Source organism: Leucobacter aridicollis (genome assembly GCF_024399335.1).
In the GTDB taxonomy this organism is placed as follows: Bacteria; Actinomycetota; Actinomycetes; order Actinomycetales; family Microbacteriaceae; genus Leucobacter; species Leucobacter aridicollis_A.
This window is the reverse complement of the sequence record NZ_CP075339.1, coordinates 253,982-271,078: the sequence shown is the minus strand read 5'-3', so window position 1 is coordinate 271,078 and position 17,097 is coordinate 253,982. Positions and strand designations below refer to the sequence as shown.

At 66.6% G+C, this 17,097-nt stretch carries 12 protein-coding genes; 3 read left to right on the top strand and 9 right to left on the bottom strand.

The genetic code is table 11. The features are described 5' to 3' along the window. Positions 1 to 10: 10 nt before the first annotated feature. A complete protein-coding gene (locus tag KI794_RS01200; RefSeq protein WP_119281745.1) occupies positions 11 to 1,663 on the bottom strand; it encodes a TIGR04028 family ABC transporter substrate-binding protein in 1,653 nt (550 codons plus the stop codon). Between the two features lie 227 nt (positions 1,664 to 1,890). Between KI794_RS01200 and KI794_RS01195 the strand changes: the two genes are divergently transcribed. Together KI794_RS01195 and KI794_RS01190 are read left to right on the top strand one after the other, a co-directional pair. Next, positions 1,891 to 4,023 (top strand): FAD/NAD(P)-binding protein, encoded by a 2,133-nt coding sequence (locus tag KI794_RS01195; protein ID WP_255808820.1) that lies wholly within the window; start codon positions 1,891 to 1,893, stop codon positions 4,021 to 4,023. Next, positions 4,004 to 4,732: an SDR family oxidoreductase gene (locus tag KI794_RS01190; protein ID WP_255808819.1), complete on the top strand. Its 729-nt coding sequence runs from the start codon at positions 4,004 to 4,006 to the stop codon at positions 4,730 to 4,732. Before KI794_RS01195 ends, KI794_RS01190 begins: the two co-directional genes overlap by 20 nt. A 100-nt stretch (positions 4,733 to 4,832) precedes the next feature. Here the strand turns inward: KI794_RS01190 and KI794_RS01185 are convergent, their stop codons facing one another. The 6 genes from KI794_RS01185 to KI794_RS01160 form a co-directional block, all read right to left on the bottom strand. Beyond that, positions 4,833 to 5,330: a glutathione peroxidase gene (locus tag KI794_RS01185; protein ID WP_255808818.1), complete on the bottom strand. Its 498-nt coding sequence runs from the start codon at positions 5,328 to 5,330 to the stop codon at positions 4,833 to 4,835. 460 nt (positions 5,331 to 5,790) lie between these two features. Further along, positions 5,791 to 8,475 (bottom strand): AAA family ATPase, encoded by a 2,685-nt coding sequence (locus KI794_RS01180; RefSeq protein WP_255808817.1) that lies wholly within the window; start codon positions 8,473 to 8,475, stop codon positions 5,791 to 5,793. Beyond that, positions 8,472 to 9,899, bottom strand: a complete 1,428-nt coding sequence (locus KI794_RS01175; RefSeq protein WP_255808816.1) for a 3' terminal RNA ribose 2'-O-methyltransferase Hen1 — start codon at positions 9,897 to 9,899, stop codon at positions 8,472 to 8,474. Before KI794_RS01175 ends, KI794_RS01180 begins: the two co-directional genes overlap by 4 nt. A 145-nt stretch (positions 9,900 to 10,044) precedes the next feature. Continuing rightward, positions 10,045 to 10,755, bottom strand: a complete 711-nt coding sequence (locus tag KI794_RS01170; protein WP_119281751.1) for a hypothetical protein — start codon at positions 10,753 to 10,755, stop codon at positions 10,045 to 10,047. After that, positions 10,752 to 11,645 carry an ABC transporter ATP-binding protein gene (locus KI794_RS01165; protein WP_119281752.1) on the bottom strand — a complete coding sequence of 298 codons (894 nt, stop codon included), beginning with the start codon at positions 11,643 to 11,645 and terminating at the stop codon, positions 10,752 to 10,754. The genes KI794_RS01170 and KI794_RS01165 overlap by 4 nt, the downstream gene beginning before the upstream one ends. An 8-nt stretch (positions 11,646 to 11,653) precedes the next feature. Next, complete coding sequence (locus tag KI794_RS01160) at positions 11,654 to 12,073, bottom strand: GntR family transcriptional regulator (protein ID WP_119281753.1); 420 nt, start codon at positions 12,071 to 12,073, stop codon at positions 11,654 to 11,656. Between the two features lie 442 nt (positions 12,074 to 12,515). Between KI794_RS01160 and KI794_RS01155 the strand changes: the two genes are divergently transcribed. Beyond that, the gene (locus KI794_RS01155; RefSeq protein ID WP_255808815.1) at positions 12,516 to 13,550 is read left to right on the top strand and encodes a hypothetical protein; all 1,035 of its coding nucleotides are present in this window, start codon (positions 12,516 to 12,518) and stop codon (positions 13,548 to 13,550) included. A gap of 1 nt (position 13,551) precedes the next feature. Here the strand turns inward: KI794_RS01155 and KI794_RS01150 are convergent, their stop codons facing one another. Next, positions 13,552 to 14,835, bottom strand: a complete 1,284-nt coding sequence (locus tag KI794_RS01150; RefSeq protein WP_255808814.1) for a YibE/F family protein — start codon at positions 14,833 to 14,835, stop codon at positions 13,552 to 13,554. A gap of 204 nt (positions 14,836 to 15,039) precedes the next feature. Beyond that, positions 15,040 to 17,043, bottom strand: a complete 2,004-nt coding sequence (locus tag KI794_RS01145) for a M13 family metallopeptidase (RefSeq protein ID WP_255808813.1) — start codon at positions 17,041 to 17,043, stop codon at positions 15,040 to 15,042. Between the last annotated feature and the right edge of the window lie 54 nt (positions 17,044 to 17,097).

Below are 17,097 nucleotides of genomic sequence, written 5' to 3'. Positions count from 1 at the left end.
GCTCGCGCCGCTAGCGCGTCAGCCAGGTGTTGTAGAAGTTCGGCCGCCCGACCGATTCGGTTGCGAAGCCCTGCACCGCGTCAGTGAGGCCGTAGACCTGCGGCTCCTCGAAGAGCGGCAGGATGTACGCCTGCTCGGCAAGGTGGAGCTGCGCTGCCTCAGATGCTGCCGCGCGTTCCTCGGGGGTCGGCGCTGAGGCGACCTGTGCGAGGAGGTCGTCGAGCTCTTGATCAGCGTTCTTCTCGGTGGCCGTGTTGTAGTTCAAGAGCGTGTTGCGGTTCGTCGAGAAGAACTGCGACTTCAGCACGTCGTAGTCGGCACGGCCAACCATCGAGTGGTAGACCTGGATCGTGTCGGGGTCGAGGCTCGCTGCAGTCTGTGCCGCATAGTCTCCTGCGAAGAGGTTCACCTCGATACCGAGCTCTCCGAGCTGCTCCTGGATGAGAGTCACGACCTCTTTGGAGCGTGGCTGCGGCATCGCCTCGTTGAAGGTGATGCTCAGGCGCTCCCCGTCTTTCTCGAGGACGCCGTCGCTGCCGGCCTTCCAGCCAGCCTCCGCGAGCAGCTTTTCGGCCTGCTTCGGGTCGTAGGTGTAGAACTCAGACGTGTCGACGTAGCCGAGCGCCGTCGTCGCGAGCGCACCTGTCGCGAGCGGGTAGCTATCGGTGAAGAGTGTCTCTACGATCTTCTCGCGGTCGATGCCAGCGATGAGCGCCTGGCGCACACGGATGTCGCTGAGCAGCGGGTTCGTGAACCGGAAGTTCAGGCTGTTCGTGACGCCGTTCGTTGACGCCGCGAGCACCGACAGCCCGTCAGCCGCGAACTGCGGCTCGTCAGGCGCGGGGATCTGGCGGGCGACGTCCGCCTGCTTCGCGACAACGGTGCCGACGCGCACGCTGTTCTCGCCTGCGACGGTGTACGTGATGCCATCGAGGTATGCGCGGCCGTCGTGGGCCGCGGCCTCCGGTGCCCAGTCGTAATCCTCGCGCACCTTCAGCTGGGTTTCGGTGCCGATCTTTTCATCGGCAATCACAAATGGGCCGCTGCCAATAACGGATTTCGCGCCACCGGGGCCGAAGCCCTCGCTGTCGAGGTCGAGTGTCGCGTCAGAGACGAGACCCGAGTTGATTGTCGACACGGCTTGGGCGAACCCTGGTGAGGGCGCAGTGAATGTGAACTTCACTGTCGTCGCGTCGACGACCTCGCCGTGGTCATAGTTGTTGATCGCTTCCGAGGGGGTGAGTGCCCGGTCTGCGTCGCCCTTGCCGTAGAGGTCGATGTTCTTCACGACGTTTTCGGCGGTGAGCGGCGTTCCGTCCGAGTAGGTGACGTCGTCGCGAATCGTAAACGTGTACTCGGTTGCGTCGGCGTTCACCTCGGGCAGTGCCGTCGCGATCCACGGGGTGAGTTCAAGCGTCTCTGGGTCTTGGTAGAGCAGCCGGTCGGTGATGTTGTTAACGATGCCGCCGTTCGGGTAGAAGCCACCTGCGGGCGGGTAAAGCGTCGTCCATGTCTGCGGCTCAAGGTAGCTGAGCGTGCCGCCCGTGACGGGGTCACCGGTTGGCGTTTCGCCTGCTGGTGCGCCACTTGCGCAGCCCGCGAGCAGCGCGGTCGTTGCGGCGAGGGACAGCGCGGCGAGTGCCGTGCGACGTATACGTGACATGGATTCGGTCTCCGTGGATTGTGATCGAGAACGCGAGAAACATACGATTAGCTTCTGCGTGGCATTACGAAACGTTATCCTTGCATGCGGGCAAGCTGTCGCGCAACGTGGCAACTTCGGCACGCGTCACACTCCGTAACCCAGCGACATCCCTGATGCGGCCCCACACAAACCCAAGCTAGGGTTATATCAGCCATAAACCAGCAATCAATACTTGGACTTGCCACATGACACCCCTCGCACCACACGATGCGCCCGCCACCCAGGCACGCATCGCCATCGTCGGCCTCGGCCCGCGCGGCGGGTCGCTGGTTGAGCGGCTCGGCGTTCACCTCAAAGCACTGCCGACGACACCGCCCCTCGAACTGCACCTCATCGACGACGCCCAACCCGGCGCCGGCAGGATTTGGCGGACCGATCAGACTCGCGAGCTGTGCATGAACACCCTCGCCGACGCGGTGACGCTCTTCACCGAGCCCGGAAGTACCGTCGAAGGCAAAGTCGTTCCAGGCCCAACCCTGTACGAGTGGTGTATTCTCGCCCGCGAATATGCGCTCGGCGACGAAGCACCTGAGAGTGCTGCGGCAGCCGCGATCCCGGCGTCCCGCGCCGCCGCGTTCAACGCCCACCCCGCACGGCAAGGCCTCGCGGCCGAGTATCGCGACGAGCTCGCGAAGCTCCGGCCCGAGTCGCATCCAAGCCGCGCGCTCTACGGCGAATACCTCTCGTGGTTCCTGCAGCGGGCGATCGCCGAGCTGCCAGACTCCGTGACGGTCGTGCATCACGAAGCCCGAGCGACCGCTGTCGAACGCATCGACGGCCGCGAGCGCATCACGCTCGACCGCGGGGAGGCCACGACTGGCAACACAGTCACCGTCGATGCCGTGATTGCAGCGACGGGGTGGCTTCCCCGTGCCGCGTCACGATCAGACGTCGCGCTCGCGGCGGGCGTCGAGGCGCGGCCGGATCTCACATGGGTGCGGCAGGGAAGCCCAGTCGAGCAGGACCTCTCCGAGGTCGGACCCGGCGAGCATGCAATCGTCCGTGGCCTCGGCATGGGCTTCTTCGACACCGTGACGCTCCTCACGCTGGGCCGCGGCGGGCGGTATGTGCACGCGCCCGAGACCCCCGGCGGGCTCAGGTACGTCGCGTCCGGAAACGAACCCGTGCTCCACGTCACCTCCCGCCGCGGCGTCCCTTTCCGCGCAAAGTCCCGCTACAACGCGCTGCCGCCGCGGGCTGAGCAACGGCTCCTGCGCGAGGTGGACTGGCAACAGGTACCGCGCCCCATCAACTTCGACACCGCGCTCTGGCCGCGCATCGTCGGCGACGCATTCCTCGCACACGCCGAAACGCTCGCGCGGGTGAAGCCGAACGCCCTTACAACGGCTACCGACGCGACTCCCGGTGATCCTGACCCCTCGCGTGCGCTCGCGGGCATCGAAGAAGCGATCCGCAAAGCGATCGCGCCGACAGCGTCTGGAACGGCCGCACCCAATCTCGGCGACGTCGTCGACGCGGTGTCGACGGCAGTCGCAGCGTTCATTCCCGCGGCGGAGGATCGCCTCGACCTCGCCGGCGAAATCACGCCAGTCAACGACACGTTCGCGACGCCCAACGCCTTCACCGCCTGGGTCGCAGAGCGCGTCGCCGACGATCTTCGAGAAGTCGACCTCGGCATCGACAGCCCCGTGAAAACCGGCCTCTGGTCGGTGAGCTCGGCCCGCGGCTTCGCAGCCCAGGTCGGCACGCTCGGCGGGTTCGACTCCGAGTCCAGAGAGAACGGCCTCGCACTCCTCACCGCGCTCGGCGGCATGGTCGGCTCAGGTCCCCCAGCATTCAGAAACAACGAGCTCCTCGCGCTCGTCGCTGCCGGCATCGTGCGCTTCATCGGCCCAGACGCATCGCTGAGCGTCGACGACCGCGGTTTCGTCGCATCGTCACACGCCGTCACCGGGTCCGAGGTCACCGCGAGGGTGCTCATCGACTCGTGGATGCAGTTTCACGACGCCCGCGCAAGCGAAGACCCGTTCACCGTGTCTCTGCTCACCGCCGGGCGCGCCCGCGTGTTCTCGATTGCTTCACGCACCGGAGCCGCCGCGGCCACAGGCGGCATCGACATTGACGAAGCCACCGGCCGCATCATCGGCGCTGACGGCACCCCAGACGAGGCTGTGCACTTCGCAGGGATCCCAGTCGATGACACGCTGCACGGCACTGTCATCAGCCCAATGCCTGGAACCGACCCGCCAATGCTCCGCGAGACCGATCGTGTGTCGGCGAGCGCGCTCGCGGTCGCGCTGCATGCGGCAGCACCCCGAATCTACGAAGGAGCCCTCAGTGCCTCATCCGCTCTCTGAGTCTGCAGCCACAAACGCCTCGCCGCGCCCCGTCGCACTCGTCACGGGCGCGACAGGCGGCATGGGGTCGGCAATCGTACGCGAGCTCGCGACGACTCACCACGTTATTGCTGTCGGCCGAAATTCCGCCCGCCTCGCCGAGCTCGAGCATGCGGCGAACGCCGAAACGTGGGCCATCGACATTACCGACAGCAGATCGCTCGCCGAAAGGGTGGCAGGCCTTGACAGGCTTGACGTGCTCATCCACTCGGCCGCGCGCGGCGGCGCGGTGTCGGTCGACAGCGCAAACGTCGAGGACTGGGCCGACAGCTTCGCGCTCAACGTCACGGCCCCAGCTGAGCTCACTCGCCTCACATTGCCGCTTCTTCGGACCGCAGCAGGCACCGTTGTCTTCATTGGTTCGGGCGCCGGAACGCGGCCTGTGCCAGGAAGCGCCATCTACACGGCGACGAAACACGCCCTCCGTGGGCTCGCCGATGTCCTCCGTATCGACGAGGAGCCTCACCTGGTGCGCGTCGTCACGCTCGCCCCGGGGCAGACTGACACCGAGATGCTCCGCGCGAGCATCCCCGCCGAGAGCTACCGGGCTGAGCGGTACATCAGGCCACAGTCGATCGCGGACACAGTTCGCTTCATCGTCGACGCTCCTGCAGACGTGCAGCTCACAGACCTCGCTGTCAGGCCGCGCCAAGAGATCGCCCGAATCTAGGCGACCTCTCACACCAGTGCCGGTGCCGAGCTCCGAGCGCGGCGACAGGGCGAGGCCACGAGCGCGGCGGTAGGGCTAGGCTGCAAGCGCGGCGGTAGGGCTAGGCCACGAGCGCGGCCTCAATCGCCGCGCGGATCGCCGGGTCGTTTGGCTCGACAGCTGAGCGGAAACGGGTGACCGTCGGGGACCCACCGCCTTCGGGGTCGCGGCTCACGACGAACTTCTCAAAGTTCCAGCGGACCAGACCGCCTGCGCCCGCGGCATCTTTACCCTTCCGCAGTTCTTTAAACAACGGCTCGGTGCCACGTCCGTTCACCTTGCCCTTCGCAAGCAGCGGGAACGTGACCCCATAGTTGAGCGTGCAAAACTCGGCAATCTCCTGGTCCGAGCCGGGCTCCTGCATAAGAAACTGGTTGCAGGGCATTCCGATCACGGCCAGGCCTTTGTCGCCGAACTCTTGGTAGAGCTCCTCAAGGCCCGCGTACTGTGGCGTGAAGCCGCACTTCGAGGCGACGTTGATGACGAGCGCCGCACCGGGTGCGAGCTCACCAAACCTCCGCACCTCGCCGCTTGCAAGTGTCACTTCAATATCTCGCATGATGCCTCCTGCTCCCAAGGTACTCCCCCTGCGGGTCAGGCTGACAGGGAGGTTGCCGCGAATCGTGTGCAGCTGGAGATGGTCCGGCCTCGCCCAGCTGCCTTAGCCTCGCCTCAGTCCTACCTCAGTCCCGCCTCAGGTGCGCCCCAGCCCCACCTCAGCCCCACCCCAGCTCCACCTCAGCCCCACCCCAGCCCCACCCCAGCTCCACCTCAGCCCCACCCCAGCTCTACCTCAGCTCTACCTCAGCTCTACCTCAGATACACCTCAGCCTCGCCCCAGCCCTGCCTCAGCAGGTACATATTGCCTATGGCTCCACTTCCGCGAGCGAGCGGTAACCCTGGGATCTGCAGAAGAAATGCCGCATCACCTACAAGACCGACATTCATACCGCAGATTTGCGGGCCCAGCGTTGGCGTTGGCAGTGGCGTTGGCACTGGCAGTGGCGCAAGCTGCTGACCTACAGCCGCGGGTCGACAGGGTCAGACTCAAGCGCGAGCACCGCCGCGACAGCCTCGTGCACCCGCCACAGCGGCTCACCTGCGACGAACCTGTCAATCGCCTCTGCACCGAGTGCGAACTCGCGCCCGGCGAGGGAGCGCTTGCGCCCAAGATCACGCTCGCGCAGCCGCGAGAGGTTCGCGGGATCCAAGTACTCGGGGCCGTAGATGATCCGCAGATACTCCCTGCCGCGCACCTTCAACCCCGGGGGCACGAGCCCCTTCTTGCCGAGCACGACTGACTGCTCAGGCTTCACGACCATTCCCTCACCGCCAGCACCGGTGAGCTCCTCCCACCAGCGAATGCCCGCATCAACGCTCTCGGCGTCGGCGGGTATCACCACGAGCGCACGGGTGCGTCGCACGAGGTCGGGCGCCGCGTCCGCGAGCCTGCCAGCGAGGTCGAGGTGCCAGGGGTGCGGGTCGCCGTAGCGAGCCTTCCCCTCGGTAGCGAGCACCTGAAACGGCGCATAACTCACGCCTTCGAGCCCGGAGGTCGGCCAGACGTAGCGCCGGTACGCACGGGTGAAGGCTTCGGCATCTGCGAGGCGTTCGCTCGCACGCGCTTCGAGCTTGGTCGCGCCCACGCCTCGCGCCTGAGCGGCGGCGAACGCTTCGGCGGCAGCCCCAAGCCCCGCCCGCGCGGCAGCGCCTGCCGGGGCGAAGACGCCCATGAGCAGGTCGCCCGCTTTCAGCGACCACGGCAGCATCTCGCCGTCGAACAGGATCCAGTCAGTCTCGAGCTCCTCCCAGAGCCCTGCCGCGTTGACTGCAGCGCGGAGCCCCGCGAGAAACTCCTCCATAAGCTCACGCTCGAACAGCGCCCGGCCCGTGCGGGTGGTGACCATTCCGGTCTCTCCGGGCTGCCCTCCGAAGCGTCGTGCTGCGGTCGCTTCGTCGCGGCATAGCAGCACGACAGCGCGCGAACCCATGTGCTTCTCCTCGCACACGACGCGCTCGACGCCCGCTGCAGCAAATACCTTGAACGCCTCGCGCGGGTGCTCGAGGTATCCAGGCTCGGAGCTTGTCGGCGACGGCGCCATCGTCGGCGGCAGGTACGGCAGCCACGAGGGCGCGACGGCGAACCTGCTGAGCGTCTCGAATCCGCCGGCTGCGTGCTCCGCACGGATCCCGACTCGGCCGTGGAGCCTCGTCTCGATGACGCGCTTGCCGAGCACATCGGCCGCGCGAAGTTCGCCACTGGCGCGCTGCCCAGCACCGCCCGGTCCAGCGTTCGCCGCCGCAGACGAACCCGAGCTCGATGGCGCAGAACCGTGCCCGGCGCCGCCCGGCACCCCGGTGGCAGGGCCGGCGAGCTGCTGGCGATCCTGACCGCCGACAGGTGTCGCCATGCTCCCCCGCGGCGGCGCGAGCGGCCTGATCGGGTCCGCGTAGCGCTCGCGCGCCTGCACCTCGACAAGCTCCCGCTCGGGGTAACGCAGCGCCGAGAGCTTCCCGCCAAACACGCACCCCGTGTCGAGACACATCACATTGTTGAACCACTCGGCCTCTTCGACGGGGGTGTGACCGTGCAGCACGGCGGCCTTCCCGCGATAGTCAGCCGCCCAGTCGAGCCGCACGGGCAGGCCGTGCTCGTCGACCTCGCCAGTCGTGTCGCCGTAGAGCGCAAACGCACGTACCCGCCCAGAGCTGCGGCCCTGGTACGCCTCCTTCAACCCAGCGTGGGCAACAACAAGGTTGCCGTCGTCGAGCACGAGGTGCGAAACGAGGCCGTGCGCCCAGTCGCGCACCTCACGCCGAAACTCGTCAGTCTCACCCGCCAGTTGGAGCATCGTCTCGGCGAGGCCGTGCGTCATGGTCTTCCGCTTACCGTCGAGCGCCTGCACAAGCTTCTCTTCGTGGTTGCCTGGCACCGCGAGTGCGTGGCCAGCCCGGTGCATGCCCATCGCGAGACGCAGCACCCCCACCGAATCTGGCCCACGGTCGACGAGGTCACCGAGAAACAGCGCTCGACGCCCGCCGGGGTGACTCGCATCGATCGCACGGCCTGCGTCGTCGCGCACGATCGCATAGCCGAGCGTGACGAGCATCTCCTCAAGCTCGGGGAGGCAGCCATGCACGTCGCCGATGACGTCAAACGGGCCGTGATCGTCGCGGAAGTCAGTGAGGAGCCTTCGCCGAACGATCGTCGCGGCGGCAACGTCGTCCGTCGTGTTGAGCACGTGTACGCCGCGCAGCCCCTCACGCCTCAGGCCGCGCATTGAGCGGCGAAGTTGCCCCTGCTGGCGGCGAATCACTTTCTCGCCCCGCGGGGTGTCGTCACGCCCGCGGTCGTGCTCAAAGAGCACCGACTCCTCGAGATCAAACACGATCGCGACGGGAAGCACGTCATGGTCGCGAGCAAGCTTGATGAGCGAGGCGCGCGACTCGGGTTGCACGTTCGTGGCGTCGATGACTGTCAGCAGCCCAGCCTCGAGCCGCTTCGACGCGATCGTGTGAAGCAGCTCGAACGCCGGCTTCGTCGCGGCCTGATTGTTCGGATCGTTCGAGACGATTCCGCGGCACTCATCGCTCGACACAGTCTCGTATGGGCCGAAGTGCTCACGGGCGAACCGGCTTTTGCCCGATCCTGACGCGCCGACAAGCAGCACAAGTGCGACCTCTGGGATCGAGATCTCGGTCATTTGGTTCCTCCCCGAGTGAACGCCGCCATCTGTGTCGCCGAGCCGAGCCCGTCTGCTGTCGGACCGATGCCAGCCAGCACGACCGTGTAACCGTGTGCGAGCGCGACCCTGTCGGCCCAGTCCGCGAACTCAGCGCGGGTCCACTCGAATCGGTGGTCGTGGTTGCGAAGCTCCCCGGGCGCGAGCCCGGGGTAGGCGGCGTTGTACTCAATGTTCGGGGTCGTCACGATCACGTGGCTGGGGCGCGCCTCGGCAAACACAGTCTGCTCAAGCACCGGCACCCGCTCAGGATCAAGGTGCTCGATGACCTCCATGAGTACCATCGCGTCGAAGCCGCGGAGCCTGTCGTCACGATAGGTCAGCGAAGACTGGATGAGCCCGACCTTCTCGCGGATCGCTTCGGGCGCGCCGTCGGCGGCGCCGTCCGAAGCGCCGTCGAGCCCGAGCCTGCGGGCCGCCTGAGCGAGCGCGCGGGCCGAGACGTCAGCACCGACGAGCCGCGTGATGCGCGGGTCGCGGGCAAGCGGCGCGAGCAGAGCGCCCTGGCCGCACCCCATGTCGAGCACGCTTGCAGCGCCAAGTCGTGTGAGCTCGGCGTGTACGGCGTCGCGGCGCTCACGCGCGAGCGACGGTCGACGGGCATCGGTCTGGGCGGCTCCGTCAGGATCGCCTGCGGCCTGCGCTCCCACGCCGTCAGCTTCGTTCGCCTCATCGACGGCAGCGATGAGGTCGCGTTGGTGCCGGAGGAAACGGCGCAGAATGAGCCCGCGCTCAGGGTGAGCTGCGAGCCATTCGCCGCCGTGCCTGAGCAGCTTGTCGTTCTCAGTCTGGTCGACCCAGTAGTGCTTCGCGTCATCGAGCACGGGGAGCAAGATCGTGAGTTGCTGCAGGGCGACCTGCAGCACTGCGCTTCCCGTAAGGGTGACGTCGAAGATCTCTGAATCGCCCCACTCTGGGACCTCGGGGTCGAGCGGCAGCGCGCTTGCCGACACGGTCCAGCCGAGCGGCTCGAATAGCCTGCGGATGAGCTGCGCTCCGTCGGCGCAGGCGACGGTCGGAAGGTGCACCTCAAGATCAAGGGGCTCAGCGACTTTGTCTGGTCTGGCCTCACAGTTTCCGGCAAGCGCGGTTCCGTACACCCCGCGAATCGCCCCGGTGAGCAACGACGATGCCACATACGGCCTGTCGTTCACGTACTGCCCAAGGGTGAAGCTCTCCATCGCGGCGCCCTGGCCGCGAAGCAGTCCGATCGGGTCGACCTCGAGGGCGAGCGCGACAGTGCAGCGCTCATCGGTGAGTTCAGTGCAGACGACGCTCACCGCACCGACCGACAGCTTTCGCGTATGCGCCCGAGCCGGATGCTTGTGCAGTAGGAACGTCAGGTCCTCGACAGGGGCAGTGGTGGTGCTCAGCGAAACGTACACTGGCCCATTGTTGCATGGGGCCGGGCGTGTCGCCCGGCCCCATGCGGGCCAGCGCCGCTACCTTGGCCCCGGGATGGGGCGTCAAAGCAGCGGGCCCGCGAGGCCTGCAGCGGCGGCCCGCAGCGCGGCACGCCGCAGGGCGCAGCTACCGTACCGAAGCGCGGCGCATTGACAGCCAGGTGCCGAAGATCGCAAGCACAGCGATACCGACTCCGACGCCTGCCAACAGCGGACGAGTGATCGCCGCAATGATCTCCCCAAGCTGGGGCACGAAGATGAGCAGCAGCACGACGAGCACGAGCGCGAGTCCGAGGGCTGCGACAGTCGGCCCCTTCGACCCGAAACGGACCCAGACCGCCCCGAAGAACCCGCCGATGCTCGTCGCCACGAACGTGATGAGGAACATCGTCACAAACAACACGAGGGGATTGCCCGAACCGAGTAGGTACACGTCGAGGGCGTACAGGTGGATGAACCAGTGACCCGTCACTAGCTCGAGTCCAAGCAGGAGCACCATCACGGCGGCAATGAAGAGAGACAGCACGACGTTCGCGATGGCTGTCCCAAGCACGTGAGCACGGCGGGTCGCCCCGAGCGCGAGCGAGAACGGGTAGGTCGTCGCGATCGCCTGAACCCCGTAGTAGATCAAGAAGCCGGGGAGCGACCAGATCATGCCCTGATTCCAGCGGGCTCCCTCAACGTACTCGGCAGAGGCCGGGTCGAGGCCACCACGCTGCAGCATGAGGGAGATGAGCGCCGACACGACGAGCACCACGAGCACGATCTGCAGGGGGACACCGAACATTGCGCCAGGCTTGTTCATGTGGAGCCGTGTCACCTTCAGCACGCGATTCATGCGCGCACCTCCTTCTCGCTTGCGGGGCTATCTCCGCCGTCAAAGCCGTAGGCCGCGACGAGTTCCTGCAGCGACACAGCGCTCAGTTCGACGTCGCCAGCGGCTGCGGCCATGTCAGGCTGGCCCTCAACAACGACAGTGGCGAGACCGCCGAGCCGGTGCCTGCTGAGCACCTTTCTGCCCTCAGAGTAGGCAGCAACGGCCTCGGCCGACCCTGCCGCCTGGTGTGCAGCGCCGCGGAGCTCGTCGACGTCGGCGTCCTGCACGACGCGGCCACGGTCGAGGATGACGACGCGCTCAAGCAACCTGTCCATCTCGTCGATGAGGTGAGTCGAGAGCAGGATCGTGCGCGGGTGCTCCTGATAGTCCCGCAGCAGCACGTCGTAGAAGTAGCTCCGGGCAGTCGCGTCGAGGCCGAGGTAGGGCTCGTCGAAGAACGTGATTGGGGCACGGGAGGCGAGACCCAGCACAATCCCGAGCGCCGAGGTTTGCCCTCGCGAGAACTTCTTCACGACTGTCTTCGGCGGGATACGAAAGAGCTCGACGAGTTCGTCGGCGAGGCCCTGATCCCAGTTCGGGTAAAAGATCCGTGCGGCGCGCAGCGCGTGCCCAAGCTTGTAATCGTCTGGGTAGCGCTGGTTGTCTCGGATGAAGCAGAGCTGCTCGAGCACTTTGGCGTGCTCGAAGGGTTCCGAGCCAAGCACACTGACGGTGCCTGAGGTCGGGCGATCCTGCGCCGTTGCGAGCGACATGAACGTCGTCTTGCCTGCGCCGTTGCGGCCAAGCAAGCCGGTGATCGTGTTCTCGTGCACGTTCAGGGTGACGTCGTCGAGGGCGCGGGTTGCACCGTGGACGCGCGTGAGGCCTTGGGCCTTGATCGCGTAGGTCATATCCGTTCTCATTCTGTTTCGGGGCCGACGGCGGGGTGAGTACCCGCCTCCGCACCCGGGGCGGACTCATCGGGGGTGTGGGACTCGTCGATGAGGCGGCGAAGCGCCGCCCTGTCGAGCCCAATGGTGCTCGCCTCTGCGAGCATTGGCTGGATGAAGTCTTGGACGAACCGGTCGCGTCGCTCGGCAGCGATCCGCTCGGTTGCGCCCTCGGCAACGAACATGCCGATGCCGCGGCGCTTCACGAGGATGCCCCTGTCGACAAGCAAGCCGAGGCCCTTGCCTGCCGTCGCGGGGTTGATGCGGAGATAGCTCGCGAGCTCATTAGTTGAGGGCACCTGCCCACCCTCCTCGTAGCGGCCGCGCAGAATGTCGTCGACAATCCGCTCGGCGAGCTGCTGAAAGATCGGCCTTGAATCCTCAAACACGTGTCACCTCGTCACCTCGGGCCCGGTACCCGTGCTCGCATCATATCCACTCCCTTGGTTCATTACTTCACTAATGAACCTACGAGGCGGAGTGGCAATTGTCAAGCAGTCCACGGCAATCCGAGGCAATCGACTTCGCTGGCCCACACGGCACGCCTAGACAAGTCACAGATTCGAGTGCGGGCCGCCCACCCCACCAGTCGATACGCCTGCAATCTGCAGAAGGAATCGCAACACGGACTGGATCGGGCATTTCTAACGTAGATCTCATGGGTATGCGGCGAGATCGGGTTGCGGCGACGACAGAGCGGCAGGGGCGACGAGATCGGGTTGCGGTGGCGACAGAGCGGCAGGGCCACCGGCACCTGCAGGACGGTGGCCGGAGGCTCACCCGACAGCGAACAGCTATCTCCCGCACAGCCTCGCTGCGTAGCATGATGCTATGAACCAGCCCCGCTACCGCTACGAGCCCCGGCCCGAGGAGCCAATCATCGTCGTCGATGCGGCACCGAGCACCCCGGCAGGTGGGCGCGGCTCGGCCCAGGGTTCACAGAACGGTGCCGGAGCGGGCACCCCAGGCCCGAGCTTCTCGGGAAGGCCTGGCTCCAGCGCAGCCGGCGGCCAGCACCACCCGATGGTCGCGAAGGCGCTCGACGGAGTGCTCACCGTGCAGCGGCCGATCGTGCTCGCGCACCTCAAGCGCATCCGCTCACGCCATCCCGGGGCGACGCCGCAACAGCTTGTTGAGATGCTCGAACGTCACTACCTCACCACGGTCATGACTGGCGGCGCGGGCGTCGGCGCCGCCGCCGCAATCCCTGCGGTCGGCACCGCGGCGGCCCTCGCGCTCGCCGGCGCGGAGACCCTCGGATTTATCGAGGCAACCGCGCTGTTCGCTCACGCCGTCGCCGAGGTCCACGGGATCGTGCTCACCGACCGCGACCGCACGCACGCCCTGATCCTGGCGCTCATGCTCGGTGAGGAGGGCGCAACGCTGCTGCGTCAGGTCACCGGCCAGGTTGCCGGAGGGATGGCACGAAACGCGTTCTGGAGCGAGATCGTCACAACCGCGATGCCGAAGAACCTCGTCGGCCCTGCGCTCGACCAGCTTCGGTCGATGTTTCTGAAGAAGCTCGCGAAGACCGGAACCGCGTCGGTCATCGGCAAGGCGATCCCCTACGGCGTCGGCGCGGTGATTGGCGGCACAGGGAACAGGCTGCTCGGCCGCAAGGTCGTGCGCTCGGCGCGCACCGCCTTCGGCCCCGCGCCGTTCGTGTATCCCGAGCACCTCGCAGCGGTACCTCCCAGGCAGCCTCGCGAGGTCCGCCGCGCCGAACGCAAGCAGCTCGCGGTCGGCCGAAAGCAGCTCAGTATCGAGCGTAAGCAGACCGCCGCTGAACGAAAGCAGCTTGAGCGGTTCGGCGCAGACCCAGACGCCGCTCCAGGCACTGACCCTGGAACTGTCGAGACCCCCTAACTCAGCTCACCTGAACCGCGGGAGCCTCCCCGCTACCCGGGGAGGCGTCGGCGCCCTGCGGCTCCCGCGCAAACAGCACGGCCAACGCAGTTGTCACCGGCATCGAGAGCACGAGCCCAGCGGCACCAATCAGCGTGCGAACGACTTCTTGGGCAATCTGCTCGGACGTAATGAGGTCCAACAGGTCCCGCGGGTAGGTGTAGATCAACAGCAGCACTCCGAGCATCGCCCCCGCGTAGGCGAACACGAGGGTGTAGATGCTTGACGCAATGTGGTCCCTCCCGATCCGCATCGCCGCGAGGTAGAGTCGCCGCTTCGTCGCCTGCGGGTTGAGCTCACGCATCTCCCACACCGCCGACGCCTGGGCAACCGTGATGTCATTCAAGACGCCGAGCCCGGCGATCACAATCGTTGCGGTGAGCAGGTCGTTCATGTTCAGGTCGGGCACCGCCACCAACAGGCTCGCGTCCTCGGTCGAGGCGATCCCGCTGAAGCGAAGCCACCTCGTGGCCCCAAAGCCCGCCGCGGCGGTGAACAGGATTCCAAATATCGCCCCGAAGAGTGCGGCGGTCGTACGGTGTGAGATTCCGTGGGCGAGGTACAGCACGAGCGTCATGATGCCGATAGAGGCAGTCACCGCGACAAGAACGGGAGGCTTGCCGGCGAGCACGGCGGGGAGCACAAACGCGACCAACACCCCGACCGCCGCCGCCACGCCGACAAGCGACAAGGCACCACGCCACCTCCCGACGCCGATAACGATGAGCGCGAACACAACCGCGATTGCGAGCATCTTCCCGCTGCGGGGGTAGTCGTAGAAGTAGTACTGCGTGGTTTCGGATTCCGCCGACCCGCTCGTGATCACTCGCACTCTGTCGCCCTCCTGCGGGGTGACTGGGTGGGTGTTCATGTGATCGAGCGTGAAGCTCACGGGCTTACCGATAGGTAGCGTCGCGCGCACCTCAAAGCACTCCCCTGCTCGCTTCCCGTCGGCGGCCTCATCTCCGGGCGCCGCTCCGAACCCGGGCCCACCCTGCGCGCAAGGGGCGGCAACGACATCTGTGACACGGACGGTGAGGATCTGGCTCCCGCCTGGACCAACATCGCCGTGGATCGGGACCTGCTCCGAGTCTGGCCAGAGCGCGGCGGTCGCGAGCGACGTCGCGATGAGGATGGCCCCAACGATGGCGCCGAGCACCGCATGCATCCGCCAGCGCCCGCCGCCGCGCACCTTCGCCAGCCACTTGCCTGCGAAGCTGCCCGCTGCGCCGGCGCTAGCCCGCATGAGTCGGGCCCGCCTCGCGCTGGCGGGCCACTGAACACTGGGACAAATGGAGCAAGGCGCGGCATCTCATGCGTTAATGATATTGGTTTTCATTACTTGCCGTCGCCTGTCGGGCGCGTTTCGCAGCCAGCCGCGGTCGATTGGACCCGCAAACAGATCGAGCGCCCCGGGGGTACACCCCGGGGCGCTCGACGAGCCGTCAAATTACCAGATGCTCACGCGCTCCTCGGGCGCGAGGTACAGCTTGTCGCCAGGCTTCGTCGCGTACGCCTCGTGGTACGCGTCGAGATTCTTCAGGATCTGGTTGCAACGGAACTCGTTCGGCGAGTGCGGGTCGATAGTCAGGAGCCGCACGACCTCAGCCGGGCGCGACTTCTGCTGCCACGCCTGCGCCCAAGCCAGGAAGAAGCGCTCGGCACCAGTGAGACCGTCGATGACTGGCGACTCGGCACCGGCGAGCGAGCGCAGGTACGCCTTCCACGCGATCTCGAGGCCCGACAGGTCGCCGATGTTCTCGCCGATCGTGAGCTCGCCGTTGACGGTCTGGCCGTCGGCACCCTCGGGCGAGAGCTCGTTGTACTGGCCGATGAGCGCCCCGGTGAGCTTCTCGAACGCCTCGCGATCCTGCTCGGTCCACCAGTCGGTGAGCTTGCCGTCACCGTCGTAGCGCGAACCCTGATCGTCGAATCCATGACCGATCTCGTGTCCGATGACGGCGCCGATCGCGCCGAAATTCGTCGCCGCGTCCCAGGTCACGTCGAAGAACGGGGGCTGCAGGATCGCCGCGGGGAACACGATCTCGTTCATACCCGGGTTGTAGTAGGCGTTCACCGTCTGCGGAGTCATGAACCACTCTGTCGCGTCGATGGGCTTGCCGATCTTGCCAAATTCGCGCTGGAACTCGTACTCTGCCACGCGCTGCGAGTTGCCGACGAGGTCGCCCGCGTCTGCGGCGAGCGCCGAGTAGTCGCGCCACTTCTCGGGGTAGCCGATCTTCGGGGTGAACTTGCCGAGTTTCTCGAGCGCGCGCTCACGCGTGCCCTCACCCATCCATGACAGCTCTTTGATGGAGTCGCGGTACGCCTCAATGAGGTGGCCGACGAGCTCGTCCATCGCTGCCTTCGAGTTCTCGTCGAAGTGGCGCTCGACGTAGATGCGGCCGACGGCCTCACCCATGGCCCCCTCGACGAACGAGACGCCGCGGCGCCAGCGCTCGCGCTGCTCGGTCGCTCCGGTGAGCGCGGTGCCGTAGAAGTCGAAGTTCGCGCGCGACATCTCCTGCGTAAGGAGCGCAGCGGATGAGCGGACGATCGACCACGCGAGCCAGGCCTGCCACGCCTCGAGCTCGTCCTCGACGAGCAGCGAAGCGAGCCCCGCAAGCGCGTCGGGCTGAGCGGCGACGACCTCGGAGAAGGCCGCCTCTGGGGCGCCCATCGCAGCGATGTATGACTGCCAGTCGAGCTCGGGGGTGATCTCTTGCAGGCCGGCGAAGTCTCGCAGGTTGTAGAGCTTCTGGATGTCGCGGCTCGCGACGGTATCCCAGTGGCTTGCGGCGATGCGCGTCTCGAGGTCGAAGGCGAGGTCGGCGAGGCGCTCAGGGTCTCCGGCGGTCTTCGAGCCGACGCCGGCGAGCGTGAGCATGCGGGCGATGTGCGCGCGGTACTGCTCACGAACCTCGGCGAACTGCTCCTCGCGGTAGTACGACTCGTCGGGCAGCCCGATGCCGCCCTGCATGACGAAGAGGATGTAGCGCGCGGGGTCGCCCGGGTCATTGTCGATGAACATGCCATAGAAGCCGCCGAGGCCCTTCCGCTCGAGCTCAGCGGTCACCCGTACGAGCTCGGGGATCGACGGGACGGAAAGCGCCCTGTCGAGGTCTGCGCGAATCGGCTCCGCTCCGAGAGCGTCGATCCGCTCCGTGTCCATGAAGCTCGCGTAAAGTGCGGCGACCTTGTCGGCCTCCGCGTCGGCGCCGCCCTCGATGAGCCCTGCCGCTGGCGCCTCGGTGCCTGTAATGATGTCGCGCACCGCTTCCTCAGCGTTCTCGGCGAGCACGGCGAAGGAGCCGTAGCGGGCCTTGTCGGCTGGTATCTCGGTTCGGTCGATCCATTTGCCGTTCATGTGACGGAAGAGGTCGTCCTGCGGGCGCACCGCCTGATCAAGTTCGGAGAGGTCGATGCCGGACTTGCCGGGCGCTGCGTTGCTCATGCACTCAGCCTAGCCGGGGCGCGCGAGGGCGCGACCGGCGTTCACTCACAGCGA